This window comes from Nonomuraea sp. NPDC004186 (assembly GCF_053603495.1).
The window spans coordinates 26441-48857 of the sequence record NZ_JBSGFQ010000059.1; the positions used below are offsets into that span (position 1 = coordinate 26441).

Genomic DNA, 22417 nt, shown 5'->3' on the forward strand with positions numbered 1-22417 from the left:
CCGTGGGGGAGGCGTTCGTTGTGCAGGAGCAGAGCATCGGGGCCATGCTGGCGGCAGCCAGGCATGCTGCCGGGCTGACCGTCGAGCAGGTCAGCGCGGCCACCAGGATTCGCGAGGCGATCATCCATGGCCTGGAGCAGGATGACGGCAGCCAGTGCGGTGGCGACTTCTACACCAGGGGGCACGTCAAGGCCGTGGCCAAGGCGGTGGGGCTCGATCCGGAGGCCACCGTCCATCTCTACGACCAGCAGCACGGCGGGGCGCCCAGGCCGGTCGCGGCCTCGGCCGTGTTCCAGGCCGACAAGAAGATCAACGTTCCGGAGCGGCGGGGGCCCAACTGGACGATGGCGCTCGGGGTGGCGCTGGCGATCGTGGTCGTCTTCGGCATGATGCGAGTGCTGGGCGGCGCGAGCGACCAGGTGCGGACGGCCGACGTGCAGGTGGCCTCGGCCCGGCCCAAGGTCCCGCCGAACATGCCCGTCCAGCCGAAGCCGGCGGCGGGCAAGGCGGTCAAACGCACGGTGACCGTCGAGATCAAGGCGAAGCGGTCGTCGTACGTCCAGGCTCACGACGCGATGGGGCGCAAGCTGTTCTCGGGCACGCTGAAGGCCGGAAAGTCCGACACGTGGAGTGCGGAAGACAAGGTCAGCGTGCTGCTGGCGGATGCGTCGGCCGTTACGCTGCAGGTGAACGGCAAGAAAGTGAAGCTGGACGCGGGCAGGGGGGAGATGCTGCGGCGCTCGTTCGGGCCGCCCAAAACGACCGAGCGATAGCCATCTGGCGGGAGCCCGTGCATCGGGTGGTGGCCAACTCCCGATACCGTAGTGTTCACCATGTCATCCCGCCGAACCGCATCGCTGATCACTCTGGGCTGCGCGCGCAACGAGGTCGACTCCGAGGAGCTGGCCGCGCGACTTGAGGCTGCCGGTTGGCAGCTGGGCGACGACGACCCCGATGTCGTCGTCGTCAACACGTGTGGCTTCATCGACTCGGCCAAGAAGGACTCCATCGACACGCTGCTGGCCGCCGCCGACACCGGCGCAAAGGTGGTCGCAGCGGGCTGTATGGCCGAGCGCTACGGCAACGAGCTGGCCGAGGCGCTGCCCGAAGCCAGCGCGGTGATCTCCTTCGACGACTACACGGAGATCGGCGGCCGCCTCGACGACGTCCTCGCCGGGCGGCCGCTGAAGCCCCACACGCCACGTGACCGCCGCACCCTGCTACCCATCTCGCCGGTGGACCGTGCCAGTGCCCCCAAGGCCAACATCCCCGGTCACGGCGATCTGCCCGCGGGCCTCGCGCCCGCGAGCGGCCCGCGCGTGCTGCGCAAGCGCCTGGACGAGAGCCCGGTGGCCTCGCTCAAGCTGGCCTCCGGCTGCGACCGGCGCTGCACGTTCTGCGCCATCCCGGCCTTCCGCGGCTCCTACGTCTCGCGCCGGCCCGACGAGCTGCTGGCCGAGGCAGACTGGCTGGCCCACCGTGGCGTGCGCGAGCTCGTCCTGGTCAGCGAGAACTCCACGTCCTACGGCAAGGATCTCGGCGACCTCCGGGCGCTGGAGAAGCTGCTGCCCGACCTGGCGGCCGTCGAGGGCGTCTCCCGGGTGCGGGTCAGCTACCTGCAGCCCGCCGAGCTGCGTCCTGGGCTCATCGACGTGCTCACGGGCACCGAGGGCGTCGCCCCCTACTTCGACCTGTCCTTCCAGCACGCGAGCGGCACCGTGCTGCGCAGGATGCGCCGCTTCGGCGACCCGGAGCGCTTCCTGGGGCTGCTCGAGACCATCCGCGAGCGCGCTCCCGAGGCGGGCGTGCGCTCCAACTTCATCGTGGGCTTCCCCGGCGAGACCGAGGAGGAGTTCGGCGAGCTGGTGGGCTTCCTGGAGGCGGCCAGGCTCGATGTGATCGGCGTGTTCGGCTACTCCGACGAGGACGGCACGGAGGCCGCCGATCTGCCGGGCAAGCTCGACCAGGAGGTCATCGACGAGCGCGTGCGCGTGCTCACCGAGCTGGCCGAGGAGCTGACCGCCCAGCGCGCGGAGGAGCGCATAGGCACCGAGGTCGACGTGCTGATCGACGACGACCTGGGCGACGGGGGCTACGAGGGCCGGGCCGCCCACCAGGGGCCCGAGGTCGACGGCTCCGTCACGGTTCAGGGGATCGGCCTCGTCAGGGGGCAGATCGTGCGCGCGGTCGTGGTCGACTCCGAGGGGGTCGACCTGATCGCGCGTATCAAGGCAAGTCCATGAAAAGGGACGAGCGCCGCGTCGTAAGCCCGTGGAACATCGCCAACGTCCTCACGGTTCTCCGGTTGGTGCTCGTCCCCTTCTTCGTCGTCTGCCTGTTCCTGCCGGGGACGGGCTGGCGGGTGGCCGCGCTGGCGGTCTTCGCGGTGGCCTCGATCACCGACCACCTGGACGGTGAGCTGGCCAGGCGGTACGGCCTGATCACCGACTTCGGCAAGATCGCCGACCCGATAGCGGACAAGGCGCTCACCGGCGCGGCGCTGGTGAGCCTGTCCATACTCAACGAGCTGCCCTGGTGGGTCACGATCCCGATCATCAGCAGGGAGCTCGGCATCACGGCCCTCAGGTTCCTGCTGCTGCGGCGCGCGGTCATCCCGGCCAGCTACGGCGGCAAGGTCAAGACCGTGCTGCAGATCGCCGCGATCGTGCTCTACCTCCTGCCGGGGGTGCCGGGGCCCGTCCGGTGGGTGGTCATGGGGGCGGCTCTGGTGGTCACCGTGGCCACCGGGGTCGACTACGTCATCAGGGCAGTGCGGCTGCGCAAGGTCGCGAAGCAGGTGCGCGGGGAGTGATCGATGGCCGACGTGGCCGAGGTTCTGACGATGCTGGTGGGCCGGTCCGCCACGGTGGCGGTGGCCGAGTCACTGACCGGCGGGCTCATCGGGGCCGCCATCACGTCGGTCTCGGGGTCGTCGAAGGCGTTCAGGGGCGGGGTGATCTCGTACGCCACCGATCTCAAGCAGGAGCTGCTAGGGGTGCCGGGGGAGTTGCTGCGGCGCGAGGGGGCCGTACATCCTGAGGTGGCCGCGGCCATGGCGGCGGGGGTCGCGCGGCTCTGCGGGGCCACGTACGGGCTGGCCGTGACGGGTGTGGCCGGGCCGGAGCCGCAGGACGGCAAGCCCGTCGGCACCGTGTACGCGGCCGTCTGCGGGCCGGGGGGCAGGATTTGGGGGCGTGAATTGAGACTTGGCGGGTCGCGCGAACGTATCAGGGTAGAGACGGTGGACGAGGCAGTCGATCTACTGTCAGGTGTGCTGAAGGCGAACATAGGGGAACATTCCGGGTGATTACCGTGTTACGTCCCGAGCGAACATGCGAAGCACGGTCTGACGCGGTGTCGGTGGATACGGGTACGGTGGAGCTGTGAGTGAGGTCCGTGAGCCAACTGCAAGCACCGAGCGCCCGGCAGGCGGGCCTGAAGCGTCGCGAGCGGCGGTCCAGGGGCGGCCACGCCCCATGATGACGGCGAGGAGTATGTACGAAGCTAAGAAGACCACAGTGCGGCACGATCCGATCGCGCGGGGCGTGGTGAAGTCATCCGCGCCGGGGAGGGAGCGACAGATGATTCTGCTGCGTCAGCTGCTCGGCGACGTGCTGAGGCGGTTGAGGGTGCGGCAGGGACGCACGCTACGCGAGGTGTCCACCCAGGCACGTGTCTCGCTCGGCTACTTGTCCGAGGTCGAGCGCGGCCAGAAGGAAGCCTCGTCGGAGCTGCTGGCGTCCATTTGCGGCGCACTCGAAGTGCCCCTTTCGCAGGTGTTGCGTGAGGTTTCCGACCAGTTCGCGCTGGCGGAGCTCCAGGCTGCCCCTGTGCTGGCCGACGTGCCCGATCGCGAACGGCTGCCCCTTACGGAGACGGTCCCCGGGTCTATTTCCGACTCCGTGTTCCCCGAAGTCAAGGACATGGTGGCTGCCTAACCCAGCTGGCAGCCAGCACACCACAGGATCAGCCGTTCCTGTGGCTGCGCCCCCATCTCCCCACGGCTGATGCGGGTGCCGCATCGGCGACAGGGCCTCCCTGCCCTGCCGTAGACCCACGTCTGGTTCGCCGGGCGGCGATCACCTGTGGTCACCGTGCCCGCATGCCCCTTGTTCGCGTCCAGCAAGCGCTGGGCCAGTGACACGAGCCCGTTGAGATCCTCGATCTCCCCGACCTTCTTCCACGGCCAGACACCGCGCAGGAACAGGGTCTCGGCGCGATAGATCGTGCCGATCCCAGCCAGGTTGCGCTGATCGAGCAGCGCCTCCCCGATGGTCCTGTCGGGCGCCCCTCGCAGCCTTCGCACGGCCTCATCCGGGTCCCAGTCCGGGCCGAGCAGATCCGGCCCCAGATGGCCGACCAGCCGTGCCTCCTCGCCTGTCCTGACGAGATCCACCATTCCCAGCCTGACCCCCACCGCCTGCCACCGCTCGTTGGCCAGGATCAGCCTGACCTGGTCGCCCGGCGCGGTCCGGCGTCCGGCCGCCATGACCTGCCAGCTCCCGTCCATGCGCAGATGGGTGTGCACGGTCAGGTCGCCTTCGACGCGGGTGAGTAGGTGCTTGCCCCTGGAGACCGTGGTGATGACCGTACGGCCGGCCAGGTCGGCCGTGGCGTGCCTGGGGACGCGGAAGTCCGACCTGGTGAGCACCTGGCCGTCCAGCGCGCCGCGCAGCTTCGCGGCCGTGCGGTAGACGGCGTCTCCTTCGGGCATCCCTCCAGTCTAGGAACGCGCACCCGCCTCGTGCGCGGCCACCCAGCCGTCCACCAGCGCGCACAACTGATCCAGCGCCTCCTCCGCACGCTCGCGCTCGCCGGTCGTGAGGAAGTCGATCTGCAGCCCCGAGTACGCCGAGTTGACCAGCGTGGAGATCCGCAGCGCCTCCGCCTCCGGGACCCCCCGATCGCGCAGCAGGCCCGCCACGAACTCCGACCGGTCCGCCAGCAGCCGGGGCACGTGCCCCATGAGCCGGCCACCGGCCGCCAGTCCCTCGATCTCGCGGATCAGGCGGGCGACCGGCAGATTCTCCTCCCGTGCCTGCCAGTCCCAGGTGCGGCGGATGATCGTGCCCACGCTGTCGGCGCCCGACCAGCCCGGCAGCGCGCGCAGCCATTCGCGGTGCCGCTCGTCCAGGCGCTCCATGGTGGCCGAGAGCAGCGCTTCCTTGTCGGCGAAGTGGTGGGTCAGCACACGGGTGGACTTGCCCAGGTGCTCGGCGAGCGGGCGCATCGACAGGGTCGAGAGGCCATGTCCGGCCAGGTAATCGACGATCTGGTCGAGCAGTTCGGCCCGGCGGTGCGGGTCGGCGGTCCTGGCCATCGGCGAAATCCCTTTGCGGTCATTGGGGTTACGACTGTTACCTTATATGGGAAACGACTGTTACCCTTATCGAGGGGATACCCATGCCCGCGTGGTTGCTCGCCCTGGTCTTCACCATGTTCACCTTCGCCACCGACGACTACGTGATCGCGGGCGTGCTGCCCGAGGTCTCCGCCGATCTCGGGGTCAGCGTGGCGGCGGGCGGCCAGCTCGTCACCGCCTTCTCGCTGGCGTTCGCGCTGGGGGCGCCCGTGGCCTCCGTGGTGAGCGCCACCTGGTCGCGGCGGGGGCTGTTCACCTGGGCCCTGGCACTGTTCACCGCGGCGAACTGGGCGGCCGCGTTCACGACCTCCTACGCCGTCCTCATGGGGCTGCGCGTGCTGGCTGCGCTGGCCGCGGCTGCCGTCGTGCCCGCCGTGTACGCCCTCGCGACCTCGCTGGCCCCCGAAGAGCGCCGGGGACGTTACCTGGCTCTGGTGATGGGCGGGATGACCGGCTCGCTCATGCTCGGCGTTCCCGTCGGCACGTGGGTGGGCGGCGCGTTCGGCTGGCAGGCCACGTTCGGGCTCGGCGGGCTGCTGGGGCTCGTCGCGCTGGTCGCGATCAGGGCGACGCTGCCCGAGTCACCCCCGGCGGCCGCCATGCCGGTCAGGGAGCGGCTGGCGCCGCTGGCCCGGCCGCAGGTGCTGCTCGGCCTGCTCGGGGTCGTGGGGATCGTGCTGGGCAGCATGATGCTGATGACCTATCTCGCGCCGTTCCTGCGGGACCTGGCCGGGGCCGGGCCGGCGGAGCTGGGGTGGGTGTTCGCGCTGGCCGGGCTCGCCGGGCTGGCGGGCGGACAGCTCGGCGGGTGGGCCGCCGACCGGTGGGGCGCCGACCGGGCGCTGATCGTGGGCATCGCCGGGTTCACGGCGGTGATGGGCCTGTTCGCCGTCTGCTGGGCGCTGCGGCCGCTGCCGCTGCCCGCGCTCCTGCCGCTGCTGCTGGTGTGGGCGGCCGTGTCGTGGTGGATCCCGCCGCCCGCGCAGACCCGGCTGCTCGCCCTGGCCGGCCCGGCCGGGCCGCAGGCGCTGGCGCTCAACAGCAGCGCCGTCTACGTCGGGGTCTCGGGCGGTGGCGCGGTGGGCGGGCTCGTCCTGGAGAGCCACGGAAGTGGCCGGCTGCCCTTGGCCGCGGCCGCCGTCGAGCTGGCCGCCCTCGCGCTCTTCTGGGCGGCCGGCAGGGCACGCCCCCCGGCTACCGTCGAGGATCGCGCGGCGCCGCAGGGTGAGGCGGGCGGTTGATGATCGAGAACGGCTGCGTCGGGGCGGTGCGGGGATCATAATGACGGCGAGGAGTAGGCCTGGCGGAAGGCTGATCGCGGCATGCCGGAGATCACAGGTTTACGTGGGGGCGACCCCGCCGAGATCGGCGGATATCGGCTGACCGGCCGCCTGGGCTCCAGCGTGTACGCCGCACGCTCCCGCTCCGGGGAACCCGTGGCCGTCAGGCTGCTGCCGGCCGAGATGGAGCCCGAGCCCTTCCTCCTCGCCATGGAGCGTCAGCAGGCCGTCTCCGCGGTCACCACCGCGCAGATCCTGGCCACCGGCATGCTGGGCGAGCAGGCGTACGTCGTCAGCGAGTACGTCGAAGGGCCCGCGCTCGAAGAGGCTGGAGGCTTTCTCGGCGAGGTGGGGCTCCACCGGCTCGCCGTCGGGACCATCACGGCGCTGGTCGCGATCCATCAGGCAGGGCTCGTGCACGGCGACATCCGGCCCGGCAACGTGCTGCTCGGCCCGGACGGGCCACGGGTGATCAACGCCGGGCTCGAGCAGGCGATGGCGGAGGCGGCCATCTCCACCCGCAAGGTCGCCGTGCCCGCGTACACCGCGCCCGAGCGACTGCGGGGCGCGGGGGCCGAGCCGCCCGCGGACGTGTTCTCCTGGGCGGCCACCATGGTGTTCGCCGCGACCGGGTCGGCTCCGTTCGACGGCGGCTCCATGGCCGCGACGGTCGATCGGATCGTCCGCGACGCGCCCACGCTGCCCGGCAACCTGGGTGAGCTGCACGGCCTGATCGTGGCGTGCCTGGACAAGGATCCGGCGGGGCGGCCCAGCGCCAGCGCGGTGCTGTTACGGCTGGTGGGCCAGACGGTGTTCCTGACCGGGCAGGCGGAGCCGCCCGCCCCGCAGCCACCGCCGCCCGACCGGCCGAGGCGTGGGGGAAGAGGACCGGCCGCACTGGCCGCGGCGTTCGCGGCCGGGGCGCTGGTCTCAGGAGCCGGGGTGTACGTGCTGGTCGACGAACCGGCACCGGTCAGGCAGGCGGCCGCGACCACCGGTGCCACGCCGAGCACCACGCCCACGGTCACCTCCTCGCTGAACCGGGTGCCGGTGGAGAAGGTGGAGGCGAAGGCCGCCACGGACACCAAGCTCCCGGCGGTCGGCGCGACCCTGCACGAGAACCCCAAGGACCCCGTCAGGCTGACGGCCTACCTGGAGGTCGCCGGCAAGTTCACCAGCTACGTCAGGGACAGGTCGGGCGCCTTCAAGGCCGTCGGCCTGGCCGAGGAGCCGATGGTCTCGCCCGACGGCGACTGGGTCGCGCTCAACCCGTGGCTGAAGTTCCAGAACGCGGAGATGGACCAGGTGAAGTTCACCAGGCTGTCCACCGGCGAGAGCTTCACCGTCGCCACGGTCAAGAAGCCCTTGCGGACCATGATCCCGGCCTGGTCGCGCGACGGGCGCAGGCTGCTGCTCTCGGTCGTCGACGACGGCAAGCCGCAGCGGATCGTGGGCTTCGTGCTGGTCGACGTGGCCGCCAGGAAGGCCGTGCACGTCGAGACGGCCTTCACCGACAACGCCTCGCTCAACTTCACCTTCACCCCCGACGGCAGGATCGCCAAGGCCTACTTCGACGGCAAGACCAACGGGATCGACTTCTACAGCGACTCAGGTGAGGTGACCAGGTCGATGCACTGGGTGGGCCTGCCGCGTGACCGCGACTGGTACTCGCCGTCGGGCAAGCAGTTCGTCACCGTCTGCCCGGGCGGTCGCAAGGACCTGTGCGTCTGGAACGCCGCGACCGGCGTCAGGCTGAAAACGGTGCCCCGCGCCACCTCGGAGGGCAACCTGCTCGGCTGGTTCAGCGAGTCGCACCTGCTGGTGCAGGAGCCGGGCAAGAAGAAGGGCACGGCCCAGGTCAAGGTCATCGATCTGGTCGGTTACACCGTCCGCGTGCTCGCCGACGTGCTCCCGCTCAAAGCCTCCATGCAGTTCGCCGCCGCGCCGCGATGACGAGAACGCTGAGCGCCGGTGACCCCGCCCAGGTGGGCGAGTACCGCATCGTGGGCCGGCTCGGCGAGGGCGGCCAGGGGGTGGTCTACCTCGGTGAGGCGCCCGGCGGAAGACGGGTCGCGGTCAAGATGCTGGGGGCCGGGCTGGACGACCCCGACGCGCGGACGCGCTTCCAGCAGGAGATCGGGTACGCGCGCCGGGTCAAGGCGTTCTGCACCGCCCAGGTGCTGGCCAGCGGCGAGCTGAACGGCAGCCCGTACGTGGTGAGCGAGTTCGTCGACGGGCCCTCGCTGGCGGAGATCATCCGCGAACGCGGCGCGCTGCGCGGAGCGGAGCTGCGCAGGCTCGCCATCGGCACGCTGACCGCGCTGTCGGCCATCCACCAGGCGGGCGTGGTGCACAGGGACTTCAAGCCCGGCAACGTGCTGCTCAGCAGGGACGGGCCACGGGTGATCGACTTCGGCATCTCCAGGGCACTGGAGGAGTCGGAGCTGGCGGGGGAGCACCTGGTGGGGACGCCGCCGTACATGGCTCCCGAGCAGTTCGGCGGGCGGGCGGCGGGGCCGGCGGCCGACATGTTCGCCTGGGCCTCGACCATGGTGGCCGCCGCGACGGGCACCCCGCCGTTCGGGGCGGGCGACGTGCCCGCGCTGATCAACCGGATCCTGTACGCCGAGCCCGACCTGGGCGGTCTCGACGAGGAGCTGCGGGACCTGGTGGCGCGGTGCCTGGTCAAGGCTCCGGAGGCCCGCCCCACCGCGGCTCGGGCGCTGCTCGGCCTGCTCGGCCACCACGTGCCGGAGCAGCGGCTCCTGGCCGAAGGGCAGCAGTCGGCGGCACCGCCTCCCGGCCGAGCGCCGGGCCGCCGGTGGTGGCTCGTCGCGGGGGCCGTGACCGCCGCCGTGGCCGTGACGGCGGCCGTGCTGCTCACCCGGCCCGCCCCGCCGCCGTCCGGCACGGGCACCCCCACGCTGATCGCCGCGCCCCTGCCCGCCCCGCGCGAGGGCCGGATGGAGCTCACCTCGACGGCGAAGGTGCAGATCCCCGACACCAAGATCACTCTGTACGAGAACCCGGCCGACCCGATCTGGGTCTCGTCGTACCACGACCAGCGCGACGGCAGCGGCTACCCGTCGTACGTGCGGGACCCGTCGAACGGGACCTTCGGCTACTTCGGGGGCTTCGAGGAGCCGATCGTCTCGCCCGGCGGCGGCTACGTGGCCTCGCTCTCGGCCACCCGCTTCCGCACGCCGGACTTCGAGTCCGTCCGGATACGCGACCGCGTCACCGGCCAGGACCGGCAGATCCGTACCGTCGACAAACCCGCCACGCTGTTCCGCCCGAACTGGTCGGCCGACGGGCGTCGGTGGCTGGCCACCGTCATCGAGGATCAGGAACAGGACCGCGTGGTGGGCTTCGCGGTCGTGGACGCTGTCGCGGGCACCGTCAAGGTCACCAAGGTCGCCGGCGGGAACGACGTCAGGTTCGGGTGGGGCGCGGACGGCAAGAGCGTGCTGTACGAGATGCCCGGCGGGGCCGTGCGGGTGCTGGATCTCGAAGGCAGGGCGTTGCGGACGTTCATGGGGGTGGGCGAGCTTTACGAAGGCGGCGTGGCCCGCACCACGCTCGGGTCAATCTTTTCCACTAAATGCCCCGATATTTCGGCAAATGTCTGCTTCTGGGATGCGGAGAGCGGCGCCAAAAAAGGCGTGGCCCGGCTGCCGAAGGGCGGCGCCTACCACGGGTGGCTCGACGACGCCCACTTCCTGGCCACCACGCCCGTCGGCAAGAACACCGACGTGGTCCTCGCGGATGCCACCGGCCGCACCGTGCGCAAGCTGGCCGCCGGGCCCAAGACCGAGATCGCCCGGGTGGTGCTCTGGTTCACCCGGAAGTGATCAGTCCCAGGCGGCCGGGTCGGCGGCGAGCTGGCGGACCCGCTCGGGCAACGCCCCGGAGGCGACCTGGTCGAGTGTGACCTCCTCCAGGATGGAACGCTCGGTGGCACGCAACGCGATCCACACCTGCTGCAACGACTCGGCGGGCCCCCGGTAGCCGACATGCTCGGGCCGCTCGCCGCGCACGTTGGCCAGCGGGCCGTCCACGGCCCTGATCACATCGGCCAGCGAGATGTCGGTGGCGGGCCTGGCCAGCACGTAGCCACCCTCGGGCCCACGCTGCCCGCGCACGAGCCCGGCACGCCGCATCTGCAACAGGATGTTCTCCAGGTATTTGGGCGGCATGTCCTGTTCCTTGGCGAGTTCGCCCACGGTAGTCGGCCCTGCACCGGCTGCGGCGAGTTCGGCGGCGGCACGGAGGGCGTAGTCGACACGAGCGGAAAGGCGCATGTTCTCGATTATCCCCCCTGGTGAACGCGGTTGGTGCGCTCGTGTCCTGGTTGGGAGGGTGCCGGGTGTGCCCTACCTGCGATCGGACAAGAGTATGCGTCTCGGTAGATCTCGCGGAGTCTCATGATTTCCAAGACCCCACACCGCGTTCTCGACCGGATTCGGAGTCTCCTCCTGCGTTGAGGCCAGCCGACCAGGCCGACGCTCTTCGGCGACGACTGAGGCGACCCGGGACCGAAGCCCTCGCGTACCTGCACCGAGATTCGAACTCGGGCCCTCCGCATTATGAGTGCGGCGCTCTCACCAACTGAGCTATGCAGGCAGCCCGACTATCCCAGAAAGGAAGAGGCGGCTTCCACTTCATTTCGCCGAGCTTGCGAGGCACCGGACTCAGGCACTGCCGTCCTCCGGGAGTCGCCTGGTCCAGGCGTTCGTGACCGCCGTCTCCTTCGGAGACTGGTTCGGGCGCGGCATCAGGCTCAACAGCGCGGACATCACGTAGTCCGCTTCTAGCGACCTGGTCCTATCACCGACCCTAGCTGCTACGCGGGCCTGCGGTATTTCGCGGCGCCGTCGTCGAATCCTCTGCCGTACGACAACTGGAAGCCTTCGTTGTAGCCGACCTTGTAGGCGTCATGGCCCACTTGCGGCCGAGGCAGGTACGGGTCGCAAGGGCAGTAGGTCGTGGCTCGTGCCTCGCCGCGCGCGTACCTGTCGGAACTGCCCTTGTCGTAGCCCTGTCACGGGTCGAGGCGCGTTCCCGGCGACACCGGGCAGCCCGTCCGCGATCTTCCGGGCGGACGGTTCCGCGGGCCATTGACCGACCGCCTGCCGCGCAACCGAGCATCCGCATCGCTGTCGGTGACGTCCTGGCAGTGAAAGAGCGGCGGGAGTGCGCCTGCCAGGGCCCGGCAGGCGGGCTTGCGCCGGCAGTCAGGGCCGATCCCGTAGGCGAGTGAGACCGGGTCCGTGGGCTTGTTGCCGCAGACACACCACATCGAGGAGGTCCATCATCGGTCGCGTTCAGCGACCTGGAACACGGTCAAGCCGAGCATCCTCCACATGGCCACCACGGTCGCCCGGTCGTCGATCACCCCGAACACCTCCAGGTCGGCGAAATGCTCCTGGTAGATCTCTCGTTTTACCGCCGTGTCGGGCCGGTTGTCCCGGTCGCGGCGCATCCACAATCCTTCGATGTCGCCGCCGACGTGCCGGGCGAGCCACCTCTCGGTCTGACGGCGGCACTGCTCCTTCCGGCCGGACACGTAGGCGATGCGGTGGCCGTCTCGGAGGAGGGCTTGCACTATCGCCACGACGGGAGGGTTCGGCTGGTCCTCGCCTACCCGGTTCCAGTCGTACGGGCCTCGGTCTCCTCGTAAGGCCACGGTGCCGTCGATGTCCACGATCCACAGCTCTCCAGGGTGGCGGTCAAGGCTCATCGAACCTCCCCAGGGGCGGCGATGAGGGACGGCAGCGGCGGGATCGTCGCGGCCAGCCATCCGCCGGGTTCGGCGGTGAAGTGCGGGGCCGCCTCGGACAGCCAGCGCGAGCGTAACGCCCGGCTCGTCATCTGGTTCCCCGTGTGGCGTTCGGTCCAGGTGACGTCCTGCTCTTCCGTGTGGCGGACGCACACCCGCCCTCGTTTCGCGCCGGCCGGGTAGTCGTTCCAGTTGATGCCGTGCTCGCTCCACAGCATCTCCTGCATGGTGCCGGTGGAGACGCCGTGGAGTCGCTTGTGGGAGAACTTCGCCTGCGCGGCCATGGTGATGCTGTTGCGAACGCAGTCCCGCTGCCGCCACAGGAAGTAGTTCGCGACCTCGACCGGGTCGGGGATGGTGAACACACGGGCGTCGAAGGTGGCGTAGGCGTCGTCATGGCGCACGCCGTAGGCGCGGTTGAACGCCACGGTCGCAGTCGACGCGGCGATGGATGCGATCTTTTGGACCACCCCGCCGAACCACGGCTGCGTTCCGTGCGATTCGAAGTCGGTCAACAGCACTGAGCATTCGTCCGACTGGGTGAACGCGAACGCCACCCCCGACATCTCGTTGCACAGCGCCTCGGCCACGGCGTTCATGCCGGCCATCACCGCCTCGTCGAACGGCTTGTCGGCGTCCCTCAAGAACGAGTGGAAGGCTCTCCCGTCCACCCTGACCAGGCAGTGGGTTCGTCTCGGCAGGATCGTCCTCGTGGCGGCCTCGTACGCCTTCATGCGGTCGCCGAGAGCGGTCTTGTCACTCACTTCCAGGCTCCTCTGTGGTGTCCAGAGTGGCGAGGGTATCGCGGGCCTGATCCACGGCCTGGGCACGATCCGAATGCACCCGATGGTGGGAGCGCTAAACTTCCAACAACCTTTTCGATAACAGCGGTTCTCATGAGACGGCGGAATTCAGCGTGGAGCGACGCCCTGGTGTGCCCAGACTGCTCAGGGAGATCAACGACCGGGCCGCGCTGGACCTGTTGCTCGCCACAGGCCCCATGACCCGTGGCCAGATCGGCGATCTGACCGGCCTGTCCAAGGTCACGGCCTCGCAGACGCTGGCCAGGCTGGAGGAGCGCGGCCTGGTCGAGGTGGTCGGCGCCCAGGCAGGCGGGCGGGGGCCCAACGCGGCGCTCTACTCGGTGATCCCCTCCAGCGCGTACGTGGCCGGTCTCGAGGTCGGGCCCGAGTTGATCTCCACCGCGGTGGCCGACATCCACGGCCACACGATCGCCGAGGTCACGGTCGACCCCGGCGGCCACGACGACCCCGTCTCGGTGGTCCACGGTGCGATCGTCAAGGCCTGCCGCAGCGCCAAGATCAGCCTCTCCAAGCTGCGCGGCGTCGTGATCGGCACCCCTGGCGTGGTCGATCCGCGCAGCGGCGACGTGCGCTTCTCGTTCGACCTGCCGGGCTGGCACGAGGGCATCCACGAGGCCCTGGCCGGCGACCTGCGGCGCGCGGTCACCATCGAGAACGACGTCAACCTCGCCGCCATCGCCGAGCGGGCCGACGGGGCGGCCAAGGGGCTCGACGACTTCGTCCTGCTGTGGTCCAGCCGTGGCCTGGGCCTGGCGATCATGCTCGGCGGCAAGCTGCACCGGGGCCGCTCCGGCAGCGCGGGCGAGATCGGCTACCTGCCGGTGCCCGGCGTGCCGCTCCCCGAGGACATCCGCACCGAGCCCGGGCGGCTGCCCTCGCTGGCCGGCGGCCTGCAGTCGCTGGTCAGCGCCGAGGCGGTGGCGGAGCTGGCCCAGACGTACGGGTTCGCGGCCGGCAGCGCGGGCGAGTGCGTCAAGGTCGCGATGGCGGCGGGCGCCCAGGGCGAGCCGCTGCTCGACGAGATCGCCAACCGGCTCGCCCTGGGCGTCGCCGCCGTGTGCGTGATCCTCGACCCCGGGCTGGTCGTGCTGGCCGGGGAGATCGGCCACGCCGGCGGACCCGCGCTCACGTCCCGGGTGGAGGAGGCCGTGGCCAGGATCTGCCCGGTGCGCCCCCAGGTCGTCACCACGAAGATCACCGACGCCAACCCGGTGCTGCGCGGCGCCGTGCTGGCCGCCCTCGACCAGGCCCGCGAGGAGCTGCTGGCGCCTTAGACCGTGAGCGGCTCGACCGGGCCCGCGAGGAGCTGCCGGCGCTTCAGGCGGTGAGCGGCTCGACCGGGCCCGCGAGGAGCTAGGCCGTGAGCAGTTCGATCGCGGCCTGGGCGTTGGCCCGGGCGGCCCCGTACGTGGCGATGTAGGCGGCGCTGTCGGGGCGCCACACGGGCAGCCCCATCTCGATCACCGTCGCGTCCGGACGGGCCGCCACCAGCGCGGAGACCAGTTCCTGGCTCGCCTGGTGGCGGTGCGCGTCCTTGACCACCACGACCAGGGACCGGTTCACGGCCTTGGCCAGCAGGTCAGGGACGTCGGCGGCCGCGGGCTTGACCCGGACGATCTCCGCGTCCGGCAGCCACGGGCCGACGCCCCACGGCACGTCGCCCACGGCGATCGTCGGCGGGGTGTCCACCTCGATCACCAGGGGCTCGACCAGGGGCTCCGTCGCTCCGGTCAGCCGCACGGCGCGGCGCGCGGCGTGCAGGCCGACCACGTTCTGCTCGGCGGCGACGGGCGCGGGCGCCCCGAACCAGGCCCGAAGCGCCGCCACCCGCGCCGCCGCCTCCTCCAGCCGCGAGAGCGGCAGCCGCCCCGCGCGCACCGCGGAGACGATCTCCGCGATGATGGCCTGGACGTCGTCGTAGGTCGGCAGCGGCCCGAGGCACAGCAGGTCGGCCCCGGCCGCGAGCGTCAGCACCGCGCCGCCGGCCAGGCCTACGCTCCTGGTGATCGCCCGCATGTCGAGCGCGTCGGTGATGACCACGCCGTCGTAGCCGAGCTCGCCCCTGAGGAGCCCGGTGAGCGCGGCGCTGGACAGCGTGGCGGGCGTCTCGCCCGTCACCGCCGGCACCGCGACGTGCGCGGTCATCACCGACCTGGCCCCCGCGCCGACCGCCGCGCGGAACGGGGCCAGCTCCCGCTTCCGCAGCACGTCCAGGTCCACGTCCACGACGGGGATCGCCAGGTGGGAGTCCACCCGGGTGGCGCCGTGGCCGGGGAAGTGCTTGACGCAGGCGGCCACGTTCACCGACTGCAGGCCCTCCACGGCCGCCACCGTGTGCCTGGCTACCAGCTCCGGGTCGGGCCCGAAGGACCTGGTGCCGATCACCGGGTTGTCGGCCTCGGTGTTGACGTCGGCGCTGGGCGCCATGTCCAGGTTGATGCCGCAGGCGGCCAGCTCCGAGCCGATCGCGCGGTAGACCCGGCGGGTCAGCTCGACGTCGTCCACCGCGCCCAGCGCCGCGTTCCCCGGGTACGGGCTGCCGACGTGGTACGCCAGCCGCGTCACGTCGCCGCCCTCCTCGTCCAGCGAGATGACGGGCTCACCGGCGCCCCGCAGCGCGGACGTCAGGTCGCTCACCTGGCCGGGATCGGCCACGTTGAAGCCGAAGAGCGTGACGCCGCCCAGGCCCTGCTCCAGCTCGCGCAGCACCCATTCGGGCGCCACGGTGCCCTGGAAGGCGACGAGCAGCGTGCCGGCCGCGAGACGGCGCAGCCCCCGATCACTCTGACTCATAGCTCCTCATCGGATTTCAGGCCCAAAGATGGGCAGGGTCGAATAAGGCATTCGCCCTGCGGATGTCAGCCCTTCACGGCCCCGGCGACCAGGCCGGAGACCATGCGGCGTTGTACGAAAAGGAAGAAGATGACGACCGGGATGGTCATCATCGTGGAGCTGGCCATGATGGCGCCCCAGTCGGTGCCCTTCTGCCCGAAGAAGTACTGCAGGGCGACGGGCATCGTGTACTTGGTCGGGTCGTTGATCAGGTACAGCGCCATGATCAGCTCGTTCCACGCGGTGATGAACGAGAAGATGCTGGTCGCGACCAGACCCGGGGCCACCAGCGGGAAGAGCACCTTCCAGAAGGTGGTGAACCGGCTCGCGCCGTCGATCCAGGCCGCCTCCTCCAGCGACTTGGGCACGGCGGCCACGAACGTGCGCAGCATCCAGATCCCGAACGGCAGCGTCAGCGCGACCTGCGTCACGATCAGACCGAGCAACTGGTCATAGAGGCCCAGCCGCTTGACACCGAGGAACAGCGGGATGAGCAGCGCCTCGGCCGGGATCATCTGCGCGACGAGCAGCAGGCTCAGGAACGCCGTGCGCCCCTTGAACCGGAACCGGGCCACCGCGGTGGCCGACAGCAGCGCGAAGACCGCGCCGATCAGGACCGTCCCGAGCGCGACGATGGCGCTGTTGCGCATGTAGAGCCAGATCGAGTGCCCGGCCACGCCGTCGGTGAGCACCCGCGTGATGTGCTCGAAGGTGAAGTGCGTGGGGAACGGGATGAATTCGGTGGTGAAGATCTGGTCGTTCGCCTTGAAGCCGGTGGAGACCATCCAGTAGACGGGGAAGACGGCGACCAGGAAGACCAGCACGCCTGCCGCGTTGAGCGTGGCCTTGCCCAGGCGCCTGCGGGCCTGCGGGCTCTTCACAGCTCCTCCTGCTTGAACATCTGGCGGATGTAGGCCGCGGTGACGATGAGCAGGATCACGGTCAGGACCACCGCGATGGCCGCGCCCGATCCCATCTTCGGCGGGGCCTTGAACGCCTCGGTCACCGCGTACATCGACAGGTTGTAGGCCTCCCGGTTGGTGGTGCCGGCCAGCACGTACAGCTGGGAGAAGACCTTGAAGTCCCAGATGATCGAGAGCACGGTCAGCACCGCGAACACCGGCTTGAGCAGCGGGAAGGTGATCTTCCTGAACGTGCGCCAGGCGCCGGAGCCGTCCACCTTGGCCGCCTCGTACAGCTCGGCCGGGATGCCCTTGAGGCCGGCCAGCACCGAGACCGCGATGAACGGGAAGCCGGCCCAGACGACGCAGACGATCAGCGCCATGTAGATGGACCAGGCGTCATTGAGCCACGGTTGACCGGTCCAGTCGGCCCGTCCGAACAGGGCCTTGGAGAGCCCGTCGGGCAGCAGGTTGAGCGCCCAGTTGACGATGCCGGCCTCGGCGTCGAAGAGCGAGCGCCAGATCATGCCCTGCGCCACCGGCGGGACCGCCCAGGCGAACATGATGCCGATGATGACGAACAGCGACATCTTCTTGCCGAGCCGGTGCAGCAGGACGCCGACGGCGGTGCCGAGGATCAGCGTGAGCGGCACCGCGATCACCGCGAACACCAGCGTGTTGCGCAGCGAGGACCAGAAGATGTCGTTCTCGAAGACCTTGGTGAAGTTCTCGAGCCCGACCCAGGTGGCCGGCTTCTTGCCCGAGATCTGGACGAGTCCCACCTTCTGGAAGGAGATGATCACCATCTGGATCAGCGGCCACAGCAGCAGCGCGCCGATGACCAGCAGTCCCGGGACCAGCAGGACGTAGGGGATCGACCAGGCGGGCAGCCCGCTGGCCCGCGGTGGCCGGTGTGAGCGGCGCCGCCCCGGGGCGGAGGCGCGGCCTCCGCCCCGGGGGGCGAGCGTTGACGTGTTCGTCACAGGACTCAGGAGGCGTTGAGGATGTCTTCGAGTTCCTTGTTGGCAGCGGCCAGCGCGTCATCCGCGCTCGCCTTGCCCTCGATGACCTTGCGGGCCGCGTTCTGCAGCACCGCCTTGGTCTCGTTGGCCTCCGTCCACTGCGGGTCGGCGGGGAAGGCCTTGGCCTTGGCGAAGGCGGCGGCGAACGGCGCCTGCGCGGGGTCGCTGGACAGCGCGGCGAGGGCCTCGGGGTAGACGGGGAGCAGGCCGCCGTCAGTGGCGTACTTGACGCCCCACTGCTTGTTGGAGGCCAGCTTCACGAACTCCTTGGCCGCGTCCTTCTCCTTCGCGGAGCCCCACACGGCGATGTCGTTGCCGCCGAGGAAGGACTGCGCCTCGCCGCCCGCCTTGGACGGAAGCGGGAAGAAGGCCAGCTTGTCACCCTTGAGCTTGCCCTTGCTGTCCTCCGCGATCCCCGGCAGGTCCCACGACGCGGTGAGGTACATGCCGACCTTGTTGTTGGCGAAGCGGGTGCGGATCTCGGTGGTGTTCTGGTTGAGCCGCGACTTGCTGGACAGGCCGTCGGTCACCAGGCCGGTGTACTGGGCGAAGCCCTCCTTGAAGCCGGGGTCGGTGAGCTTGCCGACCCACTTGTCGCCCTCCTTGGCGGCGTAGTCGCCGCCGGCGGTCCAGGCGAGGGCGCCGAGCAGGTGGTTGGCGTCGGAGCCGCCGTTGAAGGCGAAGCCGTCCACGTCCTTGCCCTTCTTGGCCTGGATCTTCTTGGCGGCCGCCACGAGCTCGTCCCAGGTCTTGGGGATCTCGATCTTGAGCTCCTTGAACCAGTCGGCGCGGTAGAGCACCGCCCGGCTGCCGCCGCCCCACGGCACGGCGTACGTCTCGCCGTCGATGGTCTCCAGCCCCATGAGGTTCTTGGGGATCTGGGCCTGGTCGCCGCCCGCCACGATGTCGGTGATCGGCTCCAGGGCCTCCTGGCTCTGCCACAGCGGCACCTGGTCGTTGCCGATCTCCGTCACGTCAGGGCCGGTGCCGCCGGCGGCCGCTGCCGTGAACTTGTCGTTGACCTGCGGCCAAGGGATCCACTCGACGTTCACCTTGGCGCCGGTCTCCTTCTCGAACTCGGCGACCAGCTCGTCGGTGTACTTCTGGGCGGCGGGGTTGGTGTCCCCGAGGCGCCAGAACGTCAGCGTCTTGCCGGCGTACTTGGGGCCGCTGCTGGCGGGTGCGGCGGCGCTTGGTGAGGACGAGGGGGTCTCGCTCGAGCCACAGGCGGCCAGACCCAGGGCCAGCGCGGCCGTGCTGACCGTAGCGGCTGTGATCTTCGCGATCCTCACAGGGTTCTCCCTTCCCGGGTGCCGGCCTACGGTCCGCACCAGGCTGATCGTCAAATGTCGAACAACGCTGCTAAACTAACAAGAAACTTTCTTAAAAGAAACGCCCGTTAGCCATTCGTGACGAGAGGGGTGCGGTAATGAGTCGAAGCCCGGGAGTCCCCCGGCTGCTGCGCAGGTTGAACGATCGCGCGGCACTCGAACTCCTCCTGATGGACGGCCCGCTCACCCGGGCCGAGCTGGGGGAAAGGACCGGGCTCTCCAAGGTAACCGCGGGTCAGCTGCTCGCTCGCCTGGAGGAGCGGGGGCTGGTCGAGGTCGCGGGGGAGCGCGCCGGGGGCAGGGGGCCGCACGCCGCCCTATACGCCGTCGTTCCCTCCAGCGCGTACGTCGCCGGGCTCGAGGTCCTGCCCGACAGCCTCAAGGTCGCTGTGGCGGACATCACAGGCAGGGTGGTCGTGGAGATCACGCTCAACCCGTCCGACGGCCGCGACCCGGTCAAGGCGGTCCACGAGGCGGTGCAGCGCGCCTGCGACACGGCGAACGTCAGCCTGTCGCGGCTGCGCGCGTTCGTCATCGGCACCAGGGGCGTGGTCGACCCGATCACGGGTGACGTGCGCTGGTCGTACGACCTGCCGGACTGGCACGTCGGCGTGCTGGCCAGCCTGCGCGAGACGCTCGGCGCGTCCGTCACCATCGAGAACGACGTCAACCTGGTCGCGCTCGCCGAGCACAAGCACGGCGCGGCCGTCGGCCACGACGACTTCGTGGTGATCTGGGCCGGCGTCGGCCAGGGCCTCGGCGTCATGCTGGGCGGCAGGCTGCACCGGGGCATCAGCGGGGGAGCGGGCGAGATCGGCTGGCTGCCGGTCCCCGGCGAGCCGCTGCCCACCGACGTCTCGGAGCCGCAGTCGGGCTCGTTCCAGCGCCTGGTGGGCCACGACGCGCTGCGCGGCCTGGCCGACCGGCACGGCGTGACCGGCAGGACGGTGCCCGACCTGGTGCGCGGCGGCGACGAGGGCTACCTGGACGAGGTGGCGGGACGGCTGGCCGTGGGCGCGGCGGCGGTGACCGTCGTGCTCGATCCCGGGCTGATCGTGCTCAGCGGCGACATCGGCCGGGCGGGCGGCGCGCGGCTGGCCGCCAAGGTGCAGGAGGCGGTGGCCCGCGTCTGCCCCAGCCGGCCGGCCGTGGTCACGACCCAGGTCGCGGGCAACCCCGTGCTGCGCGGGGCGCTGGTGGCCGCTCTGGAGCAGGCCCGGGAGCAGGTCTTCTCCGATACTGTGTGAGAATTTCTGCTCATGTGGCTGTCCCCCAACGATGTCGTGCTCATCTCCGACCCCAGGGTGACCGCGCTTCCCGTGCGCGAGTGCGGCGAGCCGCTGGCCGACGTGCGCGGGCGGCTGCGGGTCGACACGCGGCTGGCCGACGACGAGGGCGCGTACGCGCATCTGCGCTCCGGCCTGCTCGACCGGCTGGAGCGGGCCGAGCGTTCGCTGCCCGACGGGTTCCACCTGCTGATCGTCGAGGGCTACCGGCCCATCGCCACCCAGCGGCGGATCTTCGAGACGTACCGGGCGGAACTCCACACCACATTCCCCGAAATTTCCCCCGACGAGTCATATATCGCGGCGAGTCGGTACGTGTCCCCGGTCGAGGTCGCCCCCCACACCGCCGGCGCCGCCGTGGACCTGACCCTGTGCGACCCCGACGGCGTCGAGTACGACATGGGCACCCAGGTTAACGACAACCCGGAGCAGAGCGACGGCGCCTGCTATACGGCCGCCCCCAATATCACCGCCGACGCGCGCGCCCACCGCAAGCTCCTCGCCGCCGCTCTGGAGCCCACCGGCCTGGTCAACTACCCCACCGAGTGGTGGCACTGGTCGTACGGCGACCGTTATTGGGCCATGTCCACGGGATTTGCCCACGCCCTCTACGGGCCCATCTGAGCAATCGTTTGCTCCAGGGGTTTTCCCCTGGGCGTGCGCCGGGCACAACCTTCAGTCGGAGGTTTGGACTCCCAGCGAGGTGTGGGTATGGTTCCGTTGATCGGGATCGAAGAGGAATACCTCGTAGTCGATCCCCGCACCCGCCACGTGGCTCCCCGAGCGGCCGATGTCCTGGCCGCGGCGACGGATGTGCTCGACGTGGTGCAAGAAATCACGCGTTTCCAGGTGGAGGCTCGCACGCCGCCCTCCGCCGACCTCAGCGAGCTCGGCTCGCAACTGCGTTCCGCGCGGCAGGAGGTGGCCTCCGCCGCCCGTTCGTGCGGACTGGCCGTCGTCGCGAGCGGCATCCCCGTGCTGGGGAACGTCATGCCGCCGCCGCTCGCCGACGACGATCGCTATCACCAAGGGAGGACGCTCTATCGCGCACTTCATGACGAGATCAGCATCTGCGCCCTGCACGTGCACGTGGACGTGCCCGACGAGGAGCACGCCGTCTACGTCGGCAACCACCTGCGTCCCTGGCTGCCCACGCTGATCGCGCTGGCCGCCAACTCGCCGTTCTTCGTGGGCCGCGACACCGGCTACGCGTCCTGGCGGGTGATCAGCTGGGGTCGCTGGCCGGTGTCCGGCGCGCCGCCGTACTTCCCGTCGTTCGGCGACTACGAGCTGGCGGTGCGGGCGCTCACGGACTCGGGCGTGCTGCTCGACGCCAAGACGGTCTACTGGGACGCCAGGCCGTCGTCCCGGCTGCCCACGGTCGAGATCAGGGTGGCCGACGTGCCGCTCGACGTGAGCGACAGTCTCACCCTGATCGGGCTCATCCGCGCGCTGGTGGTGACCGCGCTGGCCGCGGTGGAGCGGGGTGACCGTGGGCTGCCGATCCCGGCGGAGGTGCTGCGCGCCGCCTACTGGCGCGCGGCCCGCTACGGGCTGACGGGCGACAGCATGGACGTGCGGCACGGCGCACTCGTGCCCGCGCCGGTGATGGCGGGCCGCCTCCTGGAGCACGTACGCCCGGCGCTGGCGGAGGCCGGCGACCTGACGTTCGTCCAGGAGGGGCTGGACCGGCTGCTGCGCAAGGGCTCGGGAGCCATGCGCCAGCGCCGGGTGCACGCCAGGGGCCACGACCTGGCCGACGTGGTGGACGACCTCATCGAGGCCACCGTCGCGTAGCG

General features: G+C 70.5%; 22 protein-coding genes and 1 tRNA gene. 12 read left to right on the forward strand and 11 right to left on the reverse strand.

The features are described from left to right. Nucleotides 1–2 precede the first annotated feature (2 nt). The 5 genes from ACWEPL_RS37930 to ACWEPL_RS37950 all read left to right on the forward strand — a co-directional run bounded on the left by ACWEPL_RS37930 (nucleotide 3) and on the right by ACWEPL_RS37950 (nucleotide 3938). Complete coding sequence (locus ACWEPL_RS37930) at nucleotides 3–773, forward strand: helix-turn-helix domain-containing protein (protein WP_363967632.1); 771 nt, start codon at nucleotides 3–5, stop codon at nucleotides 771–773. Nucleotides 774–833: 60 nt separating this feature from the next. After that, nucleotides 834–2243 carry a 30S ribosomal protein S12 methylthiotransferase RimO gene (gene rimO / locus ACWEPL_RS37935; protein ID WP_350724739.1) on the forward strand — a complete coding sequence of 470 codons (1410 nt, stop codon included), beginning with the start codon at nucleotides 834–836 and terminating at the stop codon, nucleotides 2241–2243. Next, entirely contained in the window at nucleotides 2240–2812 is a 573-nt protein-coding gene (gene pgsA, locus ACWEPL_RS37940; RefSeq protein ID WP_363967630.1) for a CDP-diacylglycerol--glycerol-3-phosphate 3-phosphatidyltransferase, read from the forward strand. The genes rimO and pgsA overlap by 4 nt, the downstream gene beginning before the upstream one ends. A gap of 3 nt (nucleotides 2813–2815) precedes the next feature. After that, nucleotides 2816–3307 (forward strand): CinA family protein, encoded by a 492-nt coding sequence (locus ACWEPL_RS37945; RefSeq protein ID WP_355201665.1) that lies wholly within the window; start codon nucleotides 2816–2818, stop codon nucleotides 3305–3307. Between the two features lie 274 nt (nucleotides 3308–3581). Next, the gene (locus ACWEPL_RS37950) at nucleotides 3582–3938 is read left to right on the forward strand and encodes a helix-turn-helix domain-containing protein (protein WP_185071833.1); all 357 of its coding nucleotides are present in this window, start codon (nucleotides 3582–3584) and stop codon (nucleotides 3936–3938) included. Here ACWEPL_RS37950 and ACWEPL_RS37955 read toward each other — a convergent pair. Both ACWEPL_RS37955 and ACWEPL_RS37960 read right to left on the reverse strand, forming a co-directional pair. Then, entirely contained in the window at nucleotides 3935–4714 is a 780-nt protein-coding gene (locus ACWEPL_RS37955; RefSeq protein ID WP_452439023.1) for a DNA-formamidopyrimidine glycosylase family protein, read from the reverse strand. The two genes, ACWEPL_RS37950 and ACWEPL_RS37955, sit on opposite strands and share 4 nt — an antisense overlap. 9 nt (nucleotides 4715–4723) lie before the next feature. Further along, a complete protein-coding gene (locus tag ACWEPL_RS37960) occupies nucleotides 4724–5320 on the reverse strand; it encodes a TetR/AcrR family transcriptional regulator (protein WP_363967626.1) in 597 nt (198 codons plus the stop codon). Nucleotides 5321–5403: 83 nt separating this feature from the next. On the opposite strand from ACWEPL_RS37960, the gene ACWEPL_RS37965 reads away from it, so the two are divergent. The 3 genes from ACWEPL_RS37965 (at nucleotide 5404) to ACWEPL_RS37975 (ending at nucleotide 10493) form a co-directional block, all read left to right on the forward strand. Continuing rightward, nucleotides 5404–6603, forward strand: a complete 1200-nt coding sequence (locus tag ACWEPL_RS37965) for an MFS transporter (protein ID WP_355201669.1) — start codon at nucleotides 5404–5406, stop codon at nucleotides 6601–6603. 81 nt (nucleotides 6604–6684) lie between these two features. Beyond that, nucleotides 6685–8595, forward strand: coding sequence for a protein kinase domain-containing protein (locus ACWEPL_RS37970; protein ID WP_452439024.1), 1911 nt, complete (start codon nucleotides 6685–6687; stop codon nucleotides 8593–8595). Then, nucleotides 8592–10493 (forward strand): serine/threonine protein kinase, encoded by a 1902-nt coding sequence (locus ACWEPL_RS37975; protein WP_452439025.1) that lies wholly within the window; start codon nucleotides 8592–8594, stop codon nucleotides 10491–10493. The genes ACWEPL_RS37970 and ACWEPL_RS37975 overlap by 4 nt, the downstream gene beginning before the upstream one ends. On the opposite strand, the gene ACWEPL_RS37980 is transcribed toward ACWEPL_RS37975, so the two are convergent. The 5 genes from ACWEPL_RS37980 to ACWEPL_RS38000 form a co-directional block, all read right to left on the reverse strand. Further along, nucleotides 10494–10943, reverse strand: coding sequence for an RrF2 family transcriptional regulator (locus tag ACWEPL_RS37980; protein ID WP_185071836.1), 450 nt, complete (start codon nucleotides 10941–10943; stop codon nucleotides 10494–10496). A gap of 248 nt (nucleotides 10944–11191) precedes the next feature. Continuing rightward, nucleotides 11192–11265, reverse strand: a tRNA-Met gene (locus ACWEPL_RS37985). 418 nt (nucleotides 11266–11683) lie between these two features. Then, nucleotides 11684–11941, reverse strand: a complete 258-nt coding sequence (locus ACWEPL_RS37990) for a DUF6011 domain-containing protein (protein WP_452439026.1) — start codon at nucleotides 11939–11941, stop codon at nucleotides 11684–11686. Between the two features lie 12 nt (nucleotides 11942–11953). Then, nucleotides 11954–12382, reverse strand: coding sequence for a phosphatase domain-containing protein (locus ACWEPL_RS37995; RefSeq protein ID WP_452439027.1), 429 nt, complete (start codon nucleotides 12380–12382; stop codon nucleotides 11954–11956). After that, nucleotides 12379–13185, reverse strand: coding sequence for a tRNA(His) guanylyltransferase Thg1 family protein (locus ACWEPL_RS38000; protein ID WP_363967616.1), 807 nt, complete (start codon nucleotides 13183–13185; stop codon nucleotides 12379–12381). Before ACWEPL_RS38000 ends, ACWEPL_RS37995 begins: the two co-directional genes overlap by 4 nt. 152 nt (nucleotides 13186–13337) lie before the next feature. Between ACWEPL_RS38000 and ACWEPL_RS38005 the strand changes: the two genes are divergently transcribed. Next, nucleotides 13338–14519: an ROK family transcriptional regulator gene (locus tag ACWEPL_RS38005; protein ID WP_350724758.1), complete on the forward strand. Its 1182-nt coding sequence runs from the start codon at nucleotides 13338–13340 to the stop codon at nucleotides 14517–14519. 79 nt (nucleotides 14520–14598) lie between these two features. Here ACWEPL_RS38005 and ACWEPL_RS38010 read toward each other — a convergent pair whose 3' ends face one another. The 4 genes from ACWEPL_RS38010 to ACWEPL_RS38025 all read right to left on the reverse strand — a co-directional run bounded on the left by ACWEPL_RS38010 (nucleotide 14599) and on the right by ACWEPL_RS38025 (nucleotide 19293). After that, complete coding sequence (locus ACWEPL_RS38010) at nucleotides 14599–16038, reverse strand: glycoside hydrolase family 3 protein (RefSeq protein WP_363967614.1); 1440 nt, start codon at nucleotides 16036–16038, stop codon at nucleotides 14599–14601. A gap of 65 nt (nucleotides 16039–16103) precedes the next feature. After that, nucleotides 16104–16958 (reverse strand): carbohydrate ABC transporter permease, encoded by an 855-nt coding sequence (locus ACWEPL_RS38015; protein ID WP_363967612.1) that lies wholly within the window; start codon nucleotides 16956–16958, stop codon nucleotides 16104–16106. After that, nucleotides 16955–17962, reverse strand: coding sequence for a carbohydrate ABC transporter permease (locus ACWEPL_RS38020; RefSeq protein WP_452439028.1), 1008 nt, complete (start codon nucleotides 17960–17962; stop codon nucleotides 16955–16957). Before ACWEPL_RS38020 ends, ACWEPL_RS38015 begins: the two co-directional genes overlap by 4 nt. 5 nt (nucleotides 17963–17967) lie before the next feature. Then, the gene (locus tag ACWEPL_RS38025; protein WP_363967608.1) at nucleotides 17968–19293 is read right to left on the reverse strand and encodes an extracellular solute-binding protein; all 1326 of its coding nucleotides are present in this window, start codon (nucleotides 19291–19293) and stop codon (nucleotides 17968–17970) included. 137 nt (nucleotides 19294–19430) lie between these two features. Between ACWEPL_RS38025 and ACWEPL_RS38030 the strand changes: the two genes are divergently transcribed. From ACWEPL_RS38030 to ACWEPL_RS38040, 3 genes are all read left to right on the forward strand, one after another. After that, nucleotides 19431–20579 (forward strand): ROK family transcriptional regulator, encoded by a 1149-nt coding sequence (locus ACWEPL_RS38030; RefSeq protein ID WP_363967606.1) that lies wholly within the window; start codon nucleotides 19431–19433, stop codon nucleotides 20577–20579. Nucleotides 20580–20591: 12 nt separating this feature from the next. After that, nucleotides 20592–21242 (forward strand): M15 family metallopeptidase, encoded by a 651-nt coding sequence (locus ACWEPL_RS38035; protein WP_355201684.1) that lies wholly within the window; start codon nucleotides 20592–20594, stop codon nucleotides 21240–21242. 87 nt (nucleotides 21243–21329) lie between these two features. Next, nucleotides 21330–22415 (forward strand): glutamate--cysteine ligase, encoded by a 1086-nt coding sequence (locus ACWEPL_RS38040; RefSeq protein WP_397367657.1) that lies wholly within the window; start codon nucleotides 21330–21332, stop codon nucleotides 22413–22415. Nucleotides 22416–22417 lie beyond the last annotated feature (2 nt).